At 68.3% G+C, this 16,987-nt stretch carries 12 protein-coding genes and 1 tRNA gene; 4 read left to right on the forward strand and 9 right to left on the reverse strand.

Annotated elements, in window-relative coordinates; genetic code table 11:
- The first annotated feature begins 10 nt into the window (after positions 1–10).
- Both AMS67_RS10145 and AMS67_RS10150 read left to right on the forward strand, forming a co-directional pair.
- Positions 11–1,282, forward strand: a complete 1,272-nt coding sequence (locus AMS67_RS10145; protein ID WP_082305437.1) for an aminotransferase class I/II-fold pyridoxal phosphate-dependent enzyme — start codon at positions 11–13, stop codon at positions 1,280–1,282.
- A gap of 224 nt (positions 1,283–1,506) precedes the next feature.
- A complete protein-coding gene (locus AMS67_RS10150; RefSeq protein WP_053387250.1) occupies positions 1,507–2,946 on the forward strand; it encodes an APC family permease in 1,440 nt (479 codons plus the stop codon).
- A gap of 26 nt (positions 2,947–2,972) precedes the next feature.
- On the opposite strand, the gene AMS67_RS10155 is transcribed toward AMS67_RS10150, so the two are convergent.
- A complete protein-coding gene (locus AMS67_RS10155) occupies positions 2,973–3,599 on the reverse strand; it encodes a TetR/AcrR family transcriptional regulator (RefSeq protein WP_053387251.1) in 627 nt (208 codons plus the stop codon).
- Positions 3,600–3,724: 125 nt separating this feature from the next.
- On the opposite strand from AMS67_RS10155, the gene hisD reads away from it, so the two are divergent.
- A complete protein-coding gene (hisD, locus tag AMS67_RS10160; RefSeq protein ID WP_156316609.1) occupies positions 3,725–5,035 on the forward strand; it encodes a histidinol dehydrogenase in 1,311 nt (436 codons plus the stop codon).
- 21 nt (positions 5,036–5,056) lie between these two features.
- Here hisD and aceB read toward each other — a convergent pair whose 3' ends face one another.
- Positions 5,057–6,679, reverse strand: coding sequence for a malate synthase A (aceB, locus tag AMS67_RS10165; RefSeq protein ID WP_053387253.1), 1,623 nt, complete (start codon positions 6,677–6,679; stop codon positions 5,057–5,059).
- Between the two features lie 325 nt (positions 6,680–7,004).
- Between aceB and AMS67_RS10170 the strand changes: the two genes are divergently transcribed.
- Positions 7,005–8,600: an isocitrate lyase gene (locus tag AMS67_RS10170; protein WP_053387254.1), complete on the forward strand. Its 1,596-nt coding sequence runs from the start codon at positions 7,005–7,007 to the stop codon at positions 8,598–8,600.
- Positions 8,601–8,943: 343 nt separating this feature from the next.
- Here the strand turns inward: AMS67_RS10170 and AMS67_RS10175 are convergent.
- The 7 genes from AMS67_RS10175 to AMS67_RS10205 all read right to left on the reverse strand — a co-directional run bounded on the left by AMS67_RS10175 (position 8,944) and on the right by AMS67_RS10205 (position 16,985).
- Positions 8,944–9,034: transfer RNA gene (locus AMS67_RS10175), tRNA-Ser, on the reverse strand.
- 58 nt (positions 9,035–9,092) lie between these two features.
- On the reverse strand, positions 9,093–10,046 hold the full coding sequence (gene cysK / locus AMS67_RS10180; RefSeq protein WP_053387255.1) for a cysteine synthase A: 954 nt from the start codon (positions 10,044–10,046) through the stop codon (positions 9,093–9,095).
- A 50-nt stretch (positions 10,047–10,096) separates the two neighbouring features.
- Positions 10,097–11,617 carry an NtaA/DmoA family FMN-dependent monooxygenase gene (locus tag AMS67_RS10185; RefSeq protein WP_053387256.1) on the reverse strand — a complete coding sequence of 507 codons (1,521 nt, stop codon included), beginning with the start codon at positions 11,615–11,617 and terminating at the stop codon, positions 10,097–10,099.
- A gap of 64 nt (positions 11,618–11,681) precedes the next feature.
- Positions 11,682–13,361, reverse strand: a complete 1,680-nt coding sequence (locus tag AMS67_RS10190; protein WP_053387257.1) for a dipeptide ABC transporter ATP-binding protein — start codon at positions 13,359–13,361, stop codon at positions 11,682–11,684.
- On the reverse strand, positions 13,351–14,319 hold the full coding sequence (locus tag AMS67_RS10195) for an ABC transporter permease (protein WP_053387258.1): 969 nt from the start codon (positions 14,317–14,319) through the stop codon (positions 13,351–13,353). Before AMS67_RS10195 ends, AMS67_RS10190 begins: the two co-directional genes overlap by 11 nt.
- On the reverse strand, positions 14,316–15,329 hold the full coding sequence (locus AMS67_RS10200) for an ABC transporter permease (RefSeq protein WP_053387259.1): 1,014 nt from the start codon (positions 15,327–15,329) through the stop codon (positions 14,316–14,318). Before AMS67_RS10200 ends, AMS67_RS10195 begins: the two co-directional genes overlap by 4 nt.
- A gap of 18 nt (positions 15,330–15,347) precedes the next feature.
- The gene (locus AMS67_RS10205) at positions 15,348–16,985 is read right to left on the reverse strand and encodes an ABC transporter substrate-binding protein (protein WP_053387260.1); all 1,638 of its coding nucleotides are present in this window, start codon (positions 16,983–16,985) and stop codon (positions 15,348–15,350) included.
- Positions 16,986–16,987: the final 2 nt, after the last annotated feature.

Consider the following 16,987-nt stretch of genomic DNA (forward strand, 5'->3'; position numbering starts at 1 on the left):
GACTGGCCGCATGACTGAGCGATGGCGATCCGTGGCGACCGCAGCAGGCCTGGCCGCCGCCGATGGGTCCACCCGCCCGACGATCTTTGCCGAGATGACCGCGCTCGCGACGGCGACCGGTTCGGCGAACCTCGGCCAGGGGTTTCCCGACGCCGACGGCCCCGAATGGATACGCCGAGTCGCTGCGGAGGCGATCCTGAACGGTGCGAATCAGTACCCGCCCGGCCGCGGCATTCCCGCGCTGCGCGAAGCCATCGCCGCGCATCAGGAGCGGCACTATGGCGTGGCGGTCGACCCCGCCACCGAGGTGCTCGTGACGGCGGGGGCGACCGAGGCACTCGCCGCAGCGCTGCTCGCATTCGCCGGCCCCGGTGACGAGGTCGTCACGCTCGAGCCCTACTACGACGCCTACGCGGCTGCCGTCGCATTGGCCGGCGCGACGCACGTGACCGTGCCGCTGCTTCCGGTCGACGGCGGGTTTCGCGTCGATCTCGACGCCTTCGATGCGGCGGTCGGCGCGCGCACGCGCGTGATCCTGATCAACACTCCGCACAACCCGACCGGCACCGTGCTCACCGGCGACGAACTCGCCCGCATCGCCGCCGCCGCGCAACGCACCGACGCGGTCGTGCTCACCGACGAGGTCTACGAGCACCTCACGTTCGACGGGCAGCAGCACCGCTCGCTGGCTGCGCTGCCCGGCATGGCCGAGCGCACCGTCACCATCTCGTCGTCGGGCAAGACGTTCTCGCTGACCGGGTGGAAGATCGGGTGGGCCGTGGGGCCCGCGACGCTGATCGAGGCGATCACCGCGGTGAAGCAGTTTCTCACGTACACCGGGGGCGCGCCGTTTCAACCCGCGATCGCGCGGGCGCTGGCCGAGGGCGACGCCGACATCGCCGAATTGCGCGGTGCGCTGGCGGATCGCAAGGACTTCTTGGTCGCCGGCCTGCGCGGGGCGGGGTTCGATGTCGTGGTGCCCGGCGGCACCTACTTCGTCTGCGCCGATGCGACGCCGTTTCTCAGCGATGAGGTGCCTGACGGCGCCGCCTTCGCCCGTGCCCTTCCGCACGCGGCCGGGGTGGCGTGCGTGCCGATCGCCGCATTCTGCCGCGACGGCTCCCCCACCGCGCGCGAACTGGCTCCCTGGGTGCGCTTCACGTTCGTGAAGGATGCGGAGACCCTGCATACCGCTGTGTCGCGTCTCGCCGGGCTGACCGCCGAGCGCATCGCGGAGGCCGCGCGCGCACGGCGCCTGAGCGCCGGTTTCGTCAGGGCCTGACCGAGGCGCGCTCTTCGGCGGCTGACCGAGGCGCACACTCGCGTCGTGGTATCGTCTGGGATACCGGAAACCACTTAACGGATGTTCAGGAATTCGTGGCGCGGTGAATCGTACATTGAGACGGAACAGAAATTCTCTGCTGTGTCGCACGACGAAACCGGCATCGCTGACGGCCCGCGTCGTGATGCGCACAGCACAGAACACCCGCCAATGAAGGAGGAGCTGTGCAAACCACGCTCGAACGACGACTCGGAGTCACCGGAATCGTCTTCATGGTGATCGCCGCCGCGGCGCCGATCACCGTCGTCGCCGCGAATTTCCCGATCATCATCTCGATCTCGGGCTCGATCGGCGCACCAACGATGATTCTCGCGGCGACCGCCATCCTGCTGCTCTTCTCCGTGGGGTACGCCTGGATGACGCCGCGCGTGCCCGACGCCGGCGCGTTCTACTCCTACGTGCACCGCGGCCTCGGGCGCCGAGCGGGCCTCGGCACCGCAGCGATCGCCGTGCTGTCGTACGTGCTGCTCACCGTGTCGATGACCTGCTACCTCGGCGTGCAGGCCGGCAACCTGATCGAGCTCTGGCTCGGCGTCGCTCCCCCATGGTGGGCGATCTCGGCCGTGATGCTGCTCATCGTCGGCCTGCTCGGCTACCGCGACATCGAGCTGTCGGCGAAGGTGCTCGGCGTCGTGCTCGTACTCGAGGTCATCGCCGTACTCGCGATCGACCTTGGCGTGCTGTTCTCGGGGGCCGAGCTCTCGACGTCGCCGTTGAACCCCGTGGAAGCGTTGCAGGGCGCCCCGGGTCTCGGCCTGCTGTTCGCGTTCCTCGGCTTCTTCGGGTTCGAGGCCACGGCCGTGTTCCGCAACGAGGCGAAGGATCCGGATCGCACCGTGCCCCGAGCCACCTACGTCGCGGTGATCTCGATCGGCGCGCTCTACTTCATCTCGTCCTGGCTCGTCATCGTCGGCATCGGACCCGATGACGCCGTGGCCGCCTCGACCGAGGCGCCCGACCGCGTCGTCATCGGCCTCGCCGCGAACGTCATTGCGCCGATCGTCGGCGACATCGTGCAGGTGCTCGTCGTGACCAGCATGTTCGCCTGCATGCTGTCGTTCCACAACATCGTGACCCGCTACCTGTTCACGCTGGGCCAGCGCGGCGTGCTCCCGGCATCGCTCGCGGTCGTGCACACGCGGCACCGCGCCCCGTCGGCCGCGTCGCTCTGGGTGAGCATCGTCACCTCAGTCGTCGTGCTGGTGTCGGCGCTCGCGCAGCTCGATCCGGTGCTCGAAATCTACACCTGGTACTCGGGTGCCGGTGCGCTCGGTGTCATTTGGATGATGACGCTGACGAGTGTCGCGGTGCTCGCCTTCCTGCGGCGCGAGCGCGGGCGCGCACCGGCGTCGCCCTGGGTCGCCATCGCGGCCGCGCTCGGCGGCCTCGGGCTCGTCGGGGTGCTGGCGATCTCGATCAGCAACTTCCCCGTGCTCGTCGGCAGCAACGTCTCGGCGTTCGTCTGGGGTGCGATCCTGCTCGTCGCCTTCATCATCGGGCTCTTCCTGCCGCACCGCGCCGGCACCCTCACGACCCCCGTCGAGGTGCTTCGCGACGGGGCGCACGAGGCGGCGCGCGACACCGCTCGCGACACCACGGTGTAGGTCTGAGCGATGCCTTCGAGCCAGGCTCAGTCGGCGAGCTCGAGCTGTGCGCAGCCGAGCTCGAGGGCTGCGACGCGCAGCAAGTTGCGCAGCGGCCACGACTCATCGATCGCCGAGTTGCGGCCGATGATGTGCAGCGCGAGACCGTCTTCGAGCGCGAGCAGCGATGCCGCCACCCGCTCGGCGTCGGCGTCGGCGGCGAAGACCCCCGCACGCTGGCCCGCCGAAATGATGCGCGCGTACAGCGCGTGCTCCGAGATCCAGAGGTTGCTCATGATCTCCGCGTGCGCCGCATCGCGTCGGGCCAAGCCGTGGAGTTCGAAAAGGGGTGCGATCAGTTCAGGATCGACCCCGGGCGGCAGGCCCGCTCGCGCGCAGGCACGGAGCTGTTCGATCGAGTCTTCCGCTTCGCGCACGAGGGCGGCGCGATGCCCGAAGTAGTCGTCGACCAGATCGCGATGCACGTGGAGCACCAGGTCCGCCTGATCGGGGTAGTAATAGGAGACCAACGGCGCCGAGACACCCGCGGTCGCTGCCAGACGGCGCACCCGAATGCCCTCCACGCCGTGCTCGGCGATCACGAGCCGGGCCGCAGCCAGCAGCTTCGCCTTGCCCAGACCCGGGCGTCCGGGCCCACCTTCGGGTGTCGCCACGCGCACTCCTTTTCGCACCATTCGCACCATTCGCACCTACTCAATCACACCGCCGCGCCGCGCGTACGGCACGACTCGCGTCGCACGCTTCGCGGCGACGCGCTCCTCCGATGAAAGGACCCCTGATGGCACACCTCCGCATCACCGATCTGCGCGGTACCGACAGCGCGCACCGCTACGCCATTCCTCGTGCCGCGACGAGCTTCGCGAGCGCCACCGATGCCGCGGCCCAGATCATCGCCGATGTGCGCGCCCGCGGTATCGACGCCGTGCGCGAGATCACCGCGCGCTTCGACCGCGTCGAGATCGATCGCTTCCGCGTGCCCCAGGCAGCAATCGATCGCGCGTGGACCGAGGCCTCCGACGAGGTGCGCGGCGCGATCTCGCTGGCGATCGAGCGCGTCACCGCCGGGCACCGCGCCCAGCTGCCCACGTCGGTCACGACCGAACTCGCGACGGGCGCCCTGGTGCACCAGCGCTACCTGCCCGTGCGCCGCGTCGGCCTCTACGCCCCCGGTGGGCTCGCCGCCTACGCATCGAGCGTCATCATGAACGTGATTCCCGCACAGGTCGCGGGAGTGACGTCGATCGCCGTCGTATCACCGCCGAATGCCGAGACGGGTCTGCCCGCCGACGCCGTGCTCGCGGCCTGCGCGGCACTGGGCGTCACCGAGGTCTACGGCATGGGCGGGGCGCAGGCGATCGCTGCGCTCGCCTACGGCCTTCCCGATGCCGGTGACGGCACCCCACTCGAAGCCGTCGACGTGATCACCGGCCCGGGCAATGTCTTCGTCGCCGCGGCGAAGAACCTCGTGCGCGCCGACGTGGGCATCGACGCCGTCGCGGGGCCGACCGAGATCATGATCGTCGCCGATGCGCACGCCAACCCGCGATTCGTCGCCGCAGACCTGCTAAGCCAGGCCGAACACGACCCCAACGCGGCCAGCGTACTCGTCACCGACTCGGAGAAGCTCGCGAATGCCGTGCAGACCGAGCTCGCCCAGATGCTCCCCCGCACCGCGCACGCCGAGCGCGCCGGAATCGCGCTCGAGGCTCCGCAGTCGGGCATCGTGCTCGTCGACACCATCGACGACGCGGTCGTCATCGCGAATCGCTACGGCGCCGAACACCTCGAGATTCACACCGAGCGCGCCGCCGACGTGGCCGCAACGGTCACGAATGCCGGCGCGGTCTTCGTCGGCGAATGGTCGCCCGTCTCCCTCGGCGACTACTGCGCCGGGTCGAACCACGTGCTGCCGACCTCGGGCACCTCGCGTTTCACCTCGGGGCTCAGCGCGCTGACCTTCCTGCGCCCGGTGCAGTTCATCGAGTACACGCGCGATGCTCTGGCCGAGGTTTCGACGCGCGCCGTGCACTTCGCGGAGACTGAGGGGCTCCCCGCCCACGGCGAGGCCGTGAGCGCGCGCTTCGCCTGAGGGCGGGCGCGCGCTCCCGACTTACGCGTCGACGAGGTAACGGCTGTACGCCGGAACGGTGAGGAAGGTCGGAAAGTCGTCACCGAGTGCGACATCGGCGAACAGCGTCGCCGCATCGGCGAACCGATCGCCATCGGTGCGCGGGAACCCCGCAACCGCCTCATCCACGAGTTCGGCGACCCACTCGCGCGTGATGCGGGTGCCCTCGGCGGTCTGCTGATCCTGGTGGATCCACTGCCAGATCTGCGACCGGCTGATCTCGGCCGTCGCCGCGTCTTCCATCAGATTGTCGATCGCGACGGCTCCGAGTCCGCGCAACCAGGCCTCGATGTAGCGCAGACCGATCGACACGTTCTCACGCACGCCGGCGTCGGTGATCTCACGGCCGATGTGCACGTCGAGCAGCTGCGCCGCCGTCACTGAGACATCGTCGCGCTGGCGATCCACCTGGTTGGGGCGATCACCGAGCACGGCGTCGAACTCCGCCCGGGCCACCGGAATGAGATCGGGATGCGCGACCCAGGTGCCGTCGAAGCCGTCACCCGCCTCGCGTCGCTTGTCGGCCTGCACCTTCTCTTCGGCGCGCGCGGTGACCTCGGGGTCGCGACGGTTCGGAATGAACGCGCTCATGCCGCCGATCGCGTGCGCGCCGCGCTTGTGGCAGGTCTGCACCAGCAGCTCGGTGTACGCACGCATGAACGGCACCGTCATGGTGACCTCGCTGCGATCCGGGAGCACGAAGCGAGCGCCGCGGCCACGGTAGTTCTTGATGATCGAGAAGATGTAATCCCAGCGGCCCGCGTTCAGACCGGCGATGTGATCCCGCATCACGTACAGAATCTCGTCCATCTCGAACGCCGCAGGGAGCGTCTCGATCAGCACCGTCGCGCGGATCGTGCCGTGGGGCAGGCCGAGGGCCTCCTCCGTGTAGGTGAACACGTCGTCCCAGAGCTTCGCCTCCTCGCTCGACTCGAGCTTCGCGATGTAGAAGTAGGGGCCGCGGCCGCGCGCGACGAGCTCCTGCGCGTTGTGGAACGCGTACAGACCGAAGTCGACGAGGCTGCCGGATGCCGCGCCGGCGCGACCGTACGCGTCGGTGAAGCGCAGGTGCTTCTCGACCAAATGCCAGCCGCGCGGGCGCATCACGATGGTCGGCGTGCGCTCTGCGGTAACCCGGTACTCCTTGCCCTCGGGGCTCGTGTACGCGAGCTGCTCGCGAATCGCGTCGAAGAGCGAGAGCTGACCGCCGATGACATTGTGCCAGGTCGGGCTCGTCGCATCCTCCTGATCGGCGAGCCAGACGCGCGCCCCCGAGTTCATGGCATTGATGGTCATCTTCGGATCGGTCGGGCCCGTGATCTCGACTCGGCGGTCTTCCAGGCCCGGGCCGGCTCCGGCCACGCGCCACGACGCGTCTTCGCGAATCGCGCGGGTGTCGGCGCGGAACTTCGGGTCGCGACCGTTGCCGATCTCGTACCGGCGGCGCTGCCGATCTGCGAGACGCTCGTGACGGATGCTGGCGAAGCGTGCGTGGAGCTGCGTGACGAACTCCAGCGCTTCGGGGGTGAGGATCTCTTCGCTGCGGGCGAAGGGGCGGCCCAGCACCTCGATGCGGGCGTCAATGGCGAGTGCGGTTTGGCTCACGATGCTTCATCTCCTGCTTCGGTGCGGTGGGGATCCACCGGCGAATGTGTGGCTACATCACTCATCGTGCGCCTCGCTCGAACGACCGCGCCGAGAAAGTCTCCCGGAAGTTGCCGTGTACTTCTCGCGAAGAGAAGAGCCGGGGTTGTTCACGCTGCTTTCGCCCCGCTCGCGGTTCTCGCCGCACTCGAGCCCCGTGAGGGTGCGATCCTTCTGAATCGCAGAAATAGTGCGTGATTTTCAGCACGATTCGCGCTCACTGGCTGCTCCACGGCAGTGATGGTGGAACTACATCACGCATTTCACAGGCAAAGAAGGTTGTACCGTGACTCATTTCCAAGACACCGTCGCTGCGATCGAAGCACTCAAGGGCCAGACCGGCGGCACCTGGGACGCCATCAATCCCGAGCACGTCGCCCGCATGCGCGCGCAGAACATCTTCACCACCGGGCTGCAGATCGCGCAGTACACGGCCGACATCATGCGTCGCGACATGGCCGAGTACGACGCCGATGCGAACGTCTACACCCAGTCGCTCGGCGTATGGCACGGCTTCATCGGCCAGCAGAAGCTGATCTCGATCAAGAAGCACCTGCAGAGCACCAACAAGCGCTACCTCTACCTTTCGGGGTGGATGGTCGCCGCACTGCGCTCCGAGTTCGGCCCCCTGCCCGACCAGTCGATGCACGAGAAGACGGCCGTGCCGGCGCTCATCGAAGAGCTCTACACCTTCCTGCGCCAGGCCGATGCCCGCGAGCTCGACCTGCTCTTCACGCAGCTCGATGACGCGCGCCGGGCCGGCGACGACACCGCCACCGACTTCATCCAGTCGCAGATCGACAACTTCGAAACGCACGTCGTGCCGATCATCGCCGACATCGACGCCGGATTCGGCAATCCCGAGGCGACCTACCTGCTCGCGAAGAAAATGATCGAGGCAGGCGCCTGCGCGATCCAAATCGAAAATCAGGTCTCCGACGAGAAGCAGTGCGGCCACCAAGACGGCAAGGTCACCGTGCCGCACGAGGACTTCATCGCGAAGATCAACGCGGTGCGCTACGCGTTCCTCGAGCTCGGCATCGACAACGGCATCATCGTCGCCCGCACCGACTCGCTCGGCGCCGGACTCACTCAGAAGCTCGCCGTCTCGCACGAGCCCGGCGACCTCGGCGACCAGTACAACTCCTTCCTCGACACCGAAGACGTCGACGATATTCAGCTCAGCACAGGCGACGTCGTCATCGAACGCGACGGCAAGCTCGTGCGCCCGAAGCGCCTGGCGAGCAACCTCTACCAGTTCCGTGCCGGCACCGGTGAGGATCGCGTGGTGCTCGACTGCATCACCTCGCTGCAGCACGGCGCCGACCTGCTGTGGATCGAGACCGAAAAGCCGCACGTCGAGCAGATCGCCAGCATGGTCGATCGCATTCGCGAGGCCGTGCCCAATGCGAAGCTCGTCTACAACAACAGCCCGTCGTTCAACTGGACGCTCAGCTTCCGCAAGCAGGCCTACGAGGCGCTCGTCGCGGCGGGCGAAGACGTATCGGACTACAACTTCGACAACCTGATGAGCGCCGAATACGACGGCACCGAACTCGGCCGCCTCGCCGACGAGAAGATTCGCACCTTCCAGCGCGACGGCTCGCAGCGGGCCGGCATCTTCCACCACCTCATCACGCTGCCGACGTACCACACCGCGGCGCTGTCGACCGATAACCTCGCGAAGGGCTACTTCGGCGACGAGGGCATGCTCACCTACGTGCGCGACGTGCAGCGCGAAGAGATTCGTCAGGGGATCGCCACCGTCAAGCACCAGAACATGGCTGGCAGCGACATCGGCGACAACCACAAGGAGTACTTCGCCGGCGACGCCGCACTCAAGGCCGGCGGCGCCGAGAACACGATGAACCAGTTCAGCTGATCGCTGCTGCTGGCTGGCCGCGGCGCTCCGGCGCCCCAGTCAGCCAGCCAGCGCCCGAGCGGAATCGGTGTCAAAAAGTGCTGTTGAGATGCCCGGTTCGGGGCAACAGGCAGCATTTTTTGACACCGATTCGCCGCGGCTCAGTGGCATCGCCGCGGCTCAGCGGCGTCGCGGCAGCAAAGCGGGCATGTTTGACGAATCGGTGTCACTTTTCGCGGTAACGAGCGACGATTTGCCGCAGATAGTGACACCAATTCCGCGGGGGCGGGGTTCTTCGAGCCGCCGGGCTGCGAGCCGCAGAAACACTGAAGGGCCCGTCGCAATGCGACGGGCCCTTCAGTTGTGGCGGAGGGTAGGGGATTTGAACCCCTGACTGGGGGTTACCCAGTGCTTGTTTTCAAGACAAGTTCCTTCGGCCGCTCGGACAACCCTCCGCGAACGAGCTTAGCAGCGCAGCCGCGGTGGTTCGGCCCAGGCGGGCAAACCCCGCGCTCAGCCCCGTGCGTGGTCGAAGAGTTCAGACGAGAGGTACCGCTCCCCCGTGTCGGGCAGCACGGCGACGATCGTCTTGCCTGCGTATTCGGGGCGCGCCGAGAGCTCGCGGGCTGCGGCGAGCGCCGCACCTGACGAGACGCCGACGAGCAGCCCCTCGGTCGCGAGTGCCTCACGCGCGGTGCGGATGGCCTCGTCGCTCGCGACGCTGATGATCTCGTCGGCGATCTCGATGTCGAGCACGGGCGGGAAGCCGTTGCCGCCGATGATGCCCTGGATCTTGTGGGGTGTGAATTCGCCACCGGAGAGCACGGGAGCTTCGGCGGGCTGCACGGCGATCACGCGAATCTCGGGGTTCTGCGCTTTGAGGTAGCGCCCGGCCCCGGTGAGCGTGCCCCCGGTGCCAACGGTCGCGACGAAGACGTCGACGGTGCCGGCGGTGTCGGCCCAGATCTCGGGCCCCGTGGTGCGCTCGTGCACCGCGGGGTTCGCGTCGTTGCCGCCCTGCCCTGACAGAAACGCGCCGGGGGTGCGTTCAAGAATGCGCCCGGCCTCCTGATTCGCACCGGCCATCGCTTCGGGTCCGGGCGTGAGCACGAGTTCGGCTCCGAGCGCACGCAGCAGCGTGCGGCGCTCGTTCGAGACATCGTCGGGCATCACAATGATGACGCGGTACCCCTTGACGGCGCCGATCCAGGCGAGGGCGATACCGGTGTTGCCGCTCGTCGCCTCGATGATGGTGCCGCCGGGCTGCAGGCGCCCATCCGCCTCGGCCGCCTGCACGATGGAGAGGGCCGTGCGATCCTTCACGCTCGATGCGGGGTTGGCCGACTCGAGTTTGCCTAACACCTCGGCGCCCCCGGGCGGCACGACCCGGTTGATGCGGACGAGGGGCGTGCCGCCGACCAGATCGGCCACGCTGTCGGCGATTCGCCGATCCTGATGCTCACTCATGCTCTCAACCTACGGTCTTCCGGGCCGTGCGCGGCGAAATCGCCGAAACGTTACTGCGCATCGGAGGGCTCGGGTGCGAGTTCGGAAGCGTGCTCGAGTGCGTCGAGCGCGGCCCGCTCCTCGTCGATGCCGCCGGGGCCGTAGTAGCTCTGCGGCTTCGACAGGCCGAGGTGGCCGCGGAACGTGCTGGTCTCGTATTCGGTGCGGTGCAAACCGCGCTGTTGCAGGATCGGCACGACCTCGTCCACGAAGCGGTCGAGCTGCGTCCACAGGTATGGCGACTGGATGTTGAAGCCGTCGGCGGCTCCCCCGTCGAACCACTCCTCGAGGAAGTCGGCGACCTGTGCGGCCGTGCCGTTGATGATTGGGAACCCGTCGATGATCGCGGAGTACAGCAGGTCGCGTGCGTGCACGGGCTGGGCGCCGCCCGGGGTGCGGTCGGTGCGCTGCACGATCTGGGCGAGCAGTCGCTGACCCTCCGCGTTGAAGGTCTCGGCGAGCGACGCGGCGATCTCGCCGTCGAGCCCGAGGCTGGTGAGGTCGGCCCCGATGCGCGCGGAGACGATCCCGAGGTTGCGGGTGCCGTACTTGAGCGGCCCGCCGGCGCGCGGGTTCGCCGCGACCTCCTGCCAGTGGGCGGCGTCGTGCCCGCCGGTGACGGGGTCGGCGTCAAGCGGCAGGGATGCGTTGAGCCGGTCGTAGATCGCGATTGCGGCCTCGCGGGTGTCGGCCACGATGGGCGTCACGCCCGGCAGGAACAGCACTTCGTCTGGGTTGCGACCGTGAGCGGCCGCCCGCGCCCGCACATCGGCGTTGAAGGCGGCCGAGTCGGCGATCGACTTCGGTCCGGTGAAGTTCACGTCGCACCACTTCGAGGTGAGCTGGCGCGAGAGTTCGCTGGCGCCGGCGTAGAGCAGCGGCGGGTGCCCCTGCGGCGGGCGCAGCAGCGGCAGGGTGCCGTCGACGCTGAAGTGCTTGCCCTTCCAGCCGAGGCGGTGGAACTTGCTGTTGTCGATGAATGTGCCCGCCTCCTTGTCTTGGATGTAGGCGCCCTCTTCGACGCTGTCCCACAGCCGCTTCACGATCTCGATGAACTCGTCGGCGCGCTCGTAGCGGGTCTCGCCGCCAAGGTCGGGCAGGCTGAAGTTGCGGGCGGCGACGTCGTTTGCGCCGAGCACGACGTTCCACGCGAGGCGTCCGCCGCTCAGGTGATCCAGCGACGCCGTCATGCGGGCGAGGATGTAGGGGTCGTAGTACGTGGGGTGTGCGGTGACGACGATGCCGATGTCGGTGGTGCCGAGCGCGAGCTGCGATCCGAGCGTGAAGGGCTCGAGGCGGCCCGTGTTGTGGGTGGTGATCCACTGCTCCTGCACGAGGTCGCCGGGCAGGGTGTCGCCGAGGAAGAAGAAGTCGAACTTGCCGCGCTCGACGGTCTGGGCGGCGCGCAGCGCGTAGGCGTAGTCGAAGGCACCGTCTTGCGGGGCTTCGGGCTGACGCCAGCCGCCCCAGTGGGTGCCGTTGACCCAGTACATGTAGCCGAGGTGAATGTGTCGAGCCGGGGTGTCGCTCATCGGTCGCCTTTCCGGGCCGGGGCCCGCGGGGGTCGTGTGGGGTGTGGTCATGGGAGCGCGGTGGTTACGCGGGCTGGTGGTGCGGGATCGCCGCGATGAGCTCGCGGACGTAGTCGGTGCGGGGATCCCGGAGCACGTCGCGTGCGGTGCCGCTCTCGACGACCGCACCGTGCTGCAGTACGAGGATGTCGTCGGAGATCTCGCTGATGACGCCGAGGTCGTGCGAGATGACGAGGTAGGTGAGGTCGAGTTCGCGCTGCAGCGAGCCGAGCAGGTCGAGGATCTGCCGCTGCACGGTGACGTCGAGCGCCGACACGGGTTCGTCGCAGATAAGCACTTCGGGCCTGACAGCGAGGGCGCGGGCGATGGCGACGCGCTGACGCTGCCCGCCCGAGAGCTCGGCGGTGTAACGGGCAGCGGCGCTCGCTGGAAGCCCGGTGAGGTCGAGGAGTTCGGCAACGCGTGCGCGACGCTCCGCTCGCCCGCCGAGGCCGAATCCAGTCAACGGTTCTTCGAGGATCGTCTCGACCGTGTGCCGGGGGTTCAGTGCGGCGAAGGGGTTCTGGTAGATGATCTGCAGCTTGCGGTAGAGCTCGCGCCGCCCGCGCTTGCCCCGTGCGTCGTGGTTGACGGGTGCACCGTCGATGCGCACCTCGCCGGCGTCGGGCTTCGTGAGCCCCGCGAGGGTGCGCATCAGCGTGGTCTTGCCCGATCCCGACTCCCCCACGATGCCGAGCGTGCGGCCGCGAGCGACGCTCAGCGCGACATCATCGAGGGCGAGCACCGGCTCGCCAGTGCGGTTCGGGAACCTCTTGCGGAGCCCGCTCCCGCGCACGACGGGCACGGTATCGGCGGTCGGATCGGCGCCGATCGACGATCCCCGATCCGATGCCCTCGCTGCCGCCCGCGCCTCCGCGACCTCCGCGGCCGACCGACCGAGGTGCGAGGAGTCGATGAGCTGGCGCGTGTACGCCTCGGCGGGCGCCGACACGATCTGCGCCGACGGCCCGGTCTCGACGAGCCGCCCGTGCTGCAGCACGACGATGCGCTGCGAACGCTCGGCCGCGACCCCGAGGTCGTGGGTGACGAGCAGAATGCTGAGGCCGTCGCGCGTGAGGTCTTCGAGCAGGTCGAGAATGCGTTTCTGCACGGTGACATCGAGCGCGGTGGTCGGTTCGTCGGCGATGATGAGCTCGGGCTCCGCCGCAATGGCCGCGGCGATGAGCACGCGCTGGCACATGCCGCCCGACAGCTCATGCGGGTAGCTGTCGTACACCTGCTCGACGCGGCGCAACCCGACGCGTTCGAACAGTTCGAGCACGCGGCGCTTGCGCGCGGCCGCATCGAGCCGGGTGTGCACGCGCAAGGGCTCCCCCGCCTGCTTGCCGACGGTGAGCAGCGGATTGAGTCCGAGCAGCGCATCCTGCGGAACGTAGCCGATGGTGCTGCCTCGCAGTCGCTCGTACTGCTTCGCGGGGAGCCCGACGAGTTCGCGCCCGTCGAGCGCGACGGAGCCCCGCGTGATGCGGGCGTTCGACGCGAGTGTGCCGGTGACGGCGCGGGCGAGCGTGCTCTTGCCCGATCCCGACTCGCCCACGAGCGCGAGCACCTCACCTCGCCGCAGTGAGAAGCTCACGTCGTCGAGCACCGGCACGGGCGCGCGACCGCGCACCCGGTACTCGAGCGAGAGCCCGGAGAACTCGAGAATATTCGCGGAATCGTCCGCGCGAGGCTTATCCGACAACGCTGGTCCTCCCCTGGTTCATGGAGCGTCCGATGCGGTACACCGCGAGCACGGATGCGACGATGACGAAGCCGGGCAGCGTGCTCAGCCACCACTGCACGGTGAGGAATGATCGGCCGCCGGCGACGAGCGCTCCCCACTCGGGGGTGGGCGGCGGAGCACCGAAGCCGAGGAAGCTGAGGGCCGCAACCCCGAGGATCGCGGTGCCGATCTCGAGCGTTGCCGCGGCGAGTACTGACCCGGAGGCGTTCGGCACGATGTGGCGGAACAGCCGGTAGACCGCGCCGTGCCCCGCGAAGGCGGCCGCCTCCACGTAGGGCAGGCCGCGCACGCGCAGCACCTCGGAGCGCATCAGGCGCGCGAACGTCGCGACGCTCGTGATTCCGATCGCGATGGCGATGTTGATGGTGCCGCGGCCGAGCGCGGTGACGATGGCGAGCGCGATGATGAGGCTCGGCACGGCGAGCATGACGTCGATCACGCGCATCAGCACGGTGTCGACCGCCCCGCGCAGGGCGCCGCCGATGAGGCCGATGAGCGAGCCGAAGACGAGGCCGATGAGCACCGCCACCACGGCCGCCTGCAGCGACTCCACCGTGCCGTACACGGTGCGGGCGAACTGGTCGCGGCCGTAATCGTCGGTGCCGAAGAGGTGATCGGAGCTCGGCGGCAAGAAGCGGGAGTACGCATCCTGCGCCAGCGGGTCGAAGCTCGTGAAGAGCTGGGGCGCGAATGCTGCGAGCAGCACGAGCGCGATCCAGAGCCACGACACCGTGAGTGTCGGTTGCCCGAAAACCGCGGTCACGAGGCGGCGGGCACGCGACGGGGTGTTGCCCGCGCGTGCGCTGCCGTGATTGCCGGGCCCGGAAGCGGGGCGAGGTGCGCCACCCGGTGATGCAGGCACGGGATCGGCCCCGACTTCCACAGCGCGGCGTGCGGGGGCGGCGAGATCGGTCATCGCTCCTCCAATGCAATGCGCTTGTCGATGAGTGGGTAGAGCGCGTCGACGACGAAGTTGACGACGACGAAGATCGCGGCGCTGACGGTGACGCACACGAGCACCACCGGGGTGTCGCGCCCGTCGACCGCGTCGACGATCACGCGCCCGACTCCGAGACGCGAGAAGACCGTCTCGGTGAGCACTGTGCCGCCGAACATGAGCCCGACCGTGGTGCCGAACGAGGTAACCACCGGCAGCAGCGAGTTGCGCAGCGCGTGCCGCAGCACCACCGCGCGACGGCTGAGCCCCCAGTTGCGCACCGTTTCGATGTACGGCGAGGTGAGCGATCCGCGCAGATTCGCGGTGAGCAGCTGCGCGATCGCGCCGGCCCCCGGTATCGCGAGACCGAGCGAGGCGACGAGGAGCCCGAGGAAGCTGTCGTTGCCGGTCGACGAGATCACGCCCAGCTTGAACGCGAAGAGCTGCAACAGCAACAGCCCGATCCAGAACGGCGGCACGGCCACCGCGATCGCCGGCAGCGACAACAGCGTCTCGCGCGCCCACTTCCAATCGACGAGCTCGATGAGCACGGCGAGACCCACGCCGATGATGACGGCGAGAATCAGGCCCGTCACGGCCAGCTCCAGCGTGTGCCCAAACGACTCGAAGTAGAGCTCGGTCGCTGGCCTGCGCTGGTAGATGCTGTCGCCGAAGTCCCCGCGCAGTGCACCCCAGAGCGCATCGAAGTACTGCACGAGCACGGGACGGTCGAGGCCGAGAATGCGGCGCTGCTCGGCGAGGAGCGCTTGGATGTCCTCGCCCTCCGCGCCGAACGTCAGGCCTCCGGCCGCGTCACCCGGAAGGATGTAGAGCAGGAAGAAGCTGGCGGTGAACGCACCCCAGAGCACGATCACGCCGTACAGGAGCCGCTTGCCGAGGTAGCGCGCGAATGCGGCGCCGCCCGAGCGGGGAGCGGCCCGGAGGCCGGAGCGACGAGCGCCCGGCCTCCAGGTGGTCAGAGTTGCCATAGTGCTTCTCGGGATTCCTTACTTCGCCGGCGTGAGCCAGGCGTCGAAGAGCAGCTGGTCGAGACCGTTGTGCTTGATATCGTGCAGGCGAGGCGACGCGACCCAGATGTCAGTGTCGACCGACAGGTTCAGCACGTACGCGTCCTCATCGATGATCTGCGCGGCCTCATCGACCACCTTCTGGCGCTCGTCGTGATCGAGGATCGTGTTCTGCTGCTGCAGCAGCGCATCGAGCTCCTGGCCGCGGGCATCGTCCGCTGCAATGAAGGATCGGTTGGAGCCCGTCTTCACGCCGTAGTTGGCGCGAAGCACATCGGCGTCGGGCGAGGAGTGGTACCAGTAGGCGATGTCGTACTCGCCCGAGAGCAGCTTCTCGTTCGCCTCTGCGGCGAGCGGCACGTCGATGACCAACTCGACGCCGATCTTCTTCCACTGATCCTGCACGGCGCTCGCCGCAGCGCGGTCGCTCGGGAAGCGGAGCGAGAGTCGCTCGCCGTCCTTGTTCACGCGGATGCCGTCGGCGCCGACCGTGTCCCAGCCGGCTTCTTCGAGCAGCTTGATCGACTGGTCGGGGTCGTAGGTGAGGTACTCGCTCTGATCGGCGAAGTACGGGTTGGCCGGGCTCAACGGACCCTCTGCGGGCACGTCGTAGCCGTTCGAGGTGAACTGCACGAGCGCCTCGCGGTCGATGCCGTGCTGCAGCGCCTGGCGCACCTTCACGTCCTTCAAGAACTTGGAGGACGTGTTGACCGGCCATTCCTCACCCGTCGCCGGGTTCAGCACGTCGGAGGTCACCGTCAGGCCCGCGGCCTCGAGCTCGGGCACGTAGGTTCCGTCGACCCAGTAGATGAACTGGATCTCATCCGACTTGATCGCCCCGTTGCGCACGGAGTCCTCCGGGATGATCTTGTAGACGACCTCGTCGAGGTACGCGCGCCCCTCGTGTTCGAAGTACGCCGGCGCCCAGTCGTAGTCGTCGCGCGCCTTGAGCACGATCTCCTGGTTCTCGGTGTACGACTCGAGCGTGAAGGGGCCGCTGCCGTCGATTGACTTCTGACGCTCCTCGACCGGCAGGGCCGCGGTGGTGGCCGAGACGATACCGGCGTGGGCTCGCGACAGGCTCGGCAGGAACGCGGCGTTCGGCTCGGCGAACTCGACCACGACCTCGTTTTCGGCGGGTACCGTGATCGAGGAGATGCCCTGCACGATGGTCTTCGCGCTTGAGTGGATGCCTTCGCGCTGCAGGCTCTCGAAGTTCGCCTTCACGACGTCGCCGGTGAGCTTCGTGCCGTCGTTGAACGTCACGTCGTCGCGCAGCGTGAAGCCGTACGTGCGGGCGTCATCGCTGACCGTCCACTCCGTGGCGAGCCAGGGCTCGATCTCGTTCGTCTCCGGATTGCGGAAGACGAGCGAGTCGGAGAGCTCGCGGGCGACGTGGCGCCACACCTGGTTCACGACGGCGGCGTCGACGCCCTGCGGGTCGGCTTCGAGACCGATCGTCAGCGTGCCGCCGAAGCGATCTTCGGGGCTGACGGCTGCGGCCGCGTCCTCGGTGCTGCCGCTGCCGGTCGAGCACGCGGTGAGCGCGAGGGTGCCTGCGACGAGTACGGCGGCGGCAATGCGAATTCCGCGCCATCGAGTTCGGGGGGTGTGCATGG

The sequence above is a fragment of the Leucobacter japonicus genome (assembly GCF_001273855.1).
Taxonomy (GTDB): Bacteria; Actinomycetota; Actinomycetes; order Actinomycetales; family Microbacteriaceae; genus Leucobacter; species Leucobacter japonicus.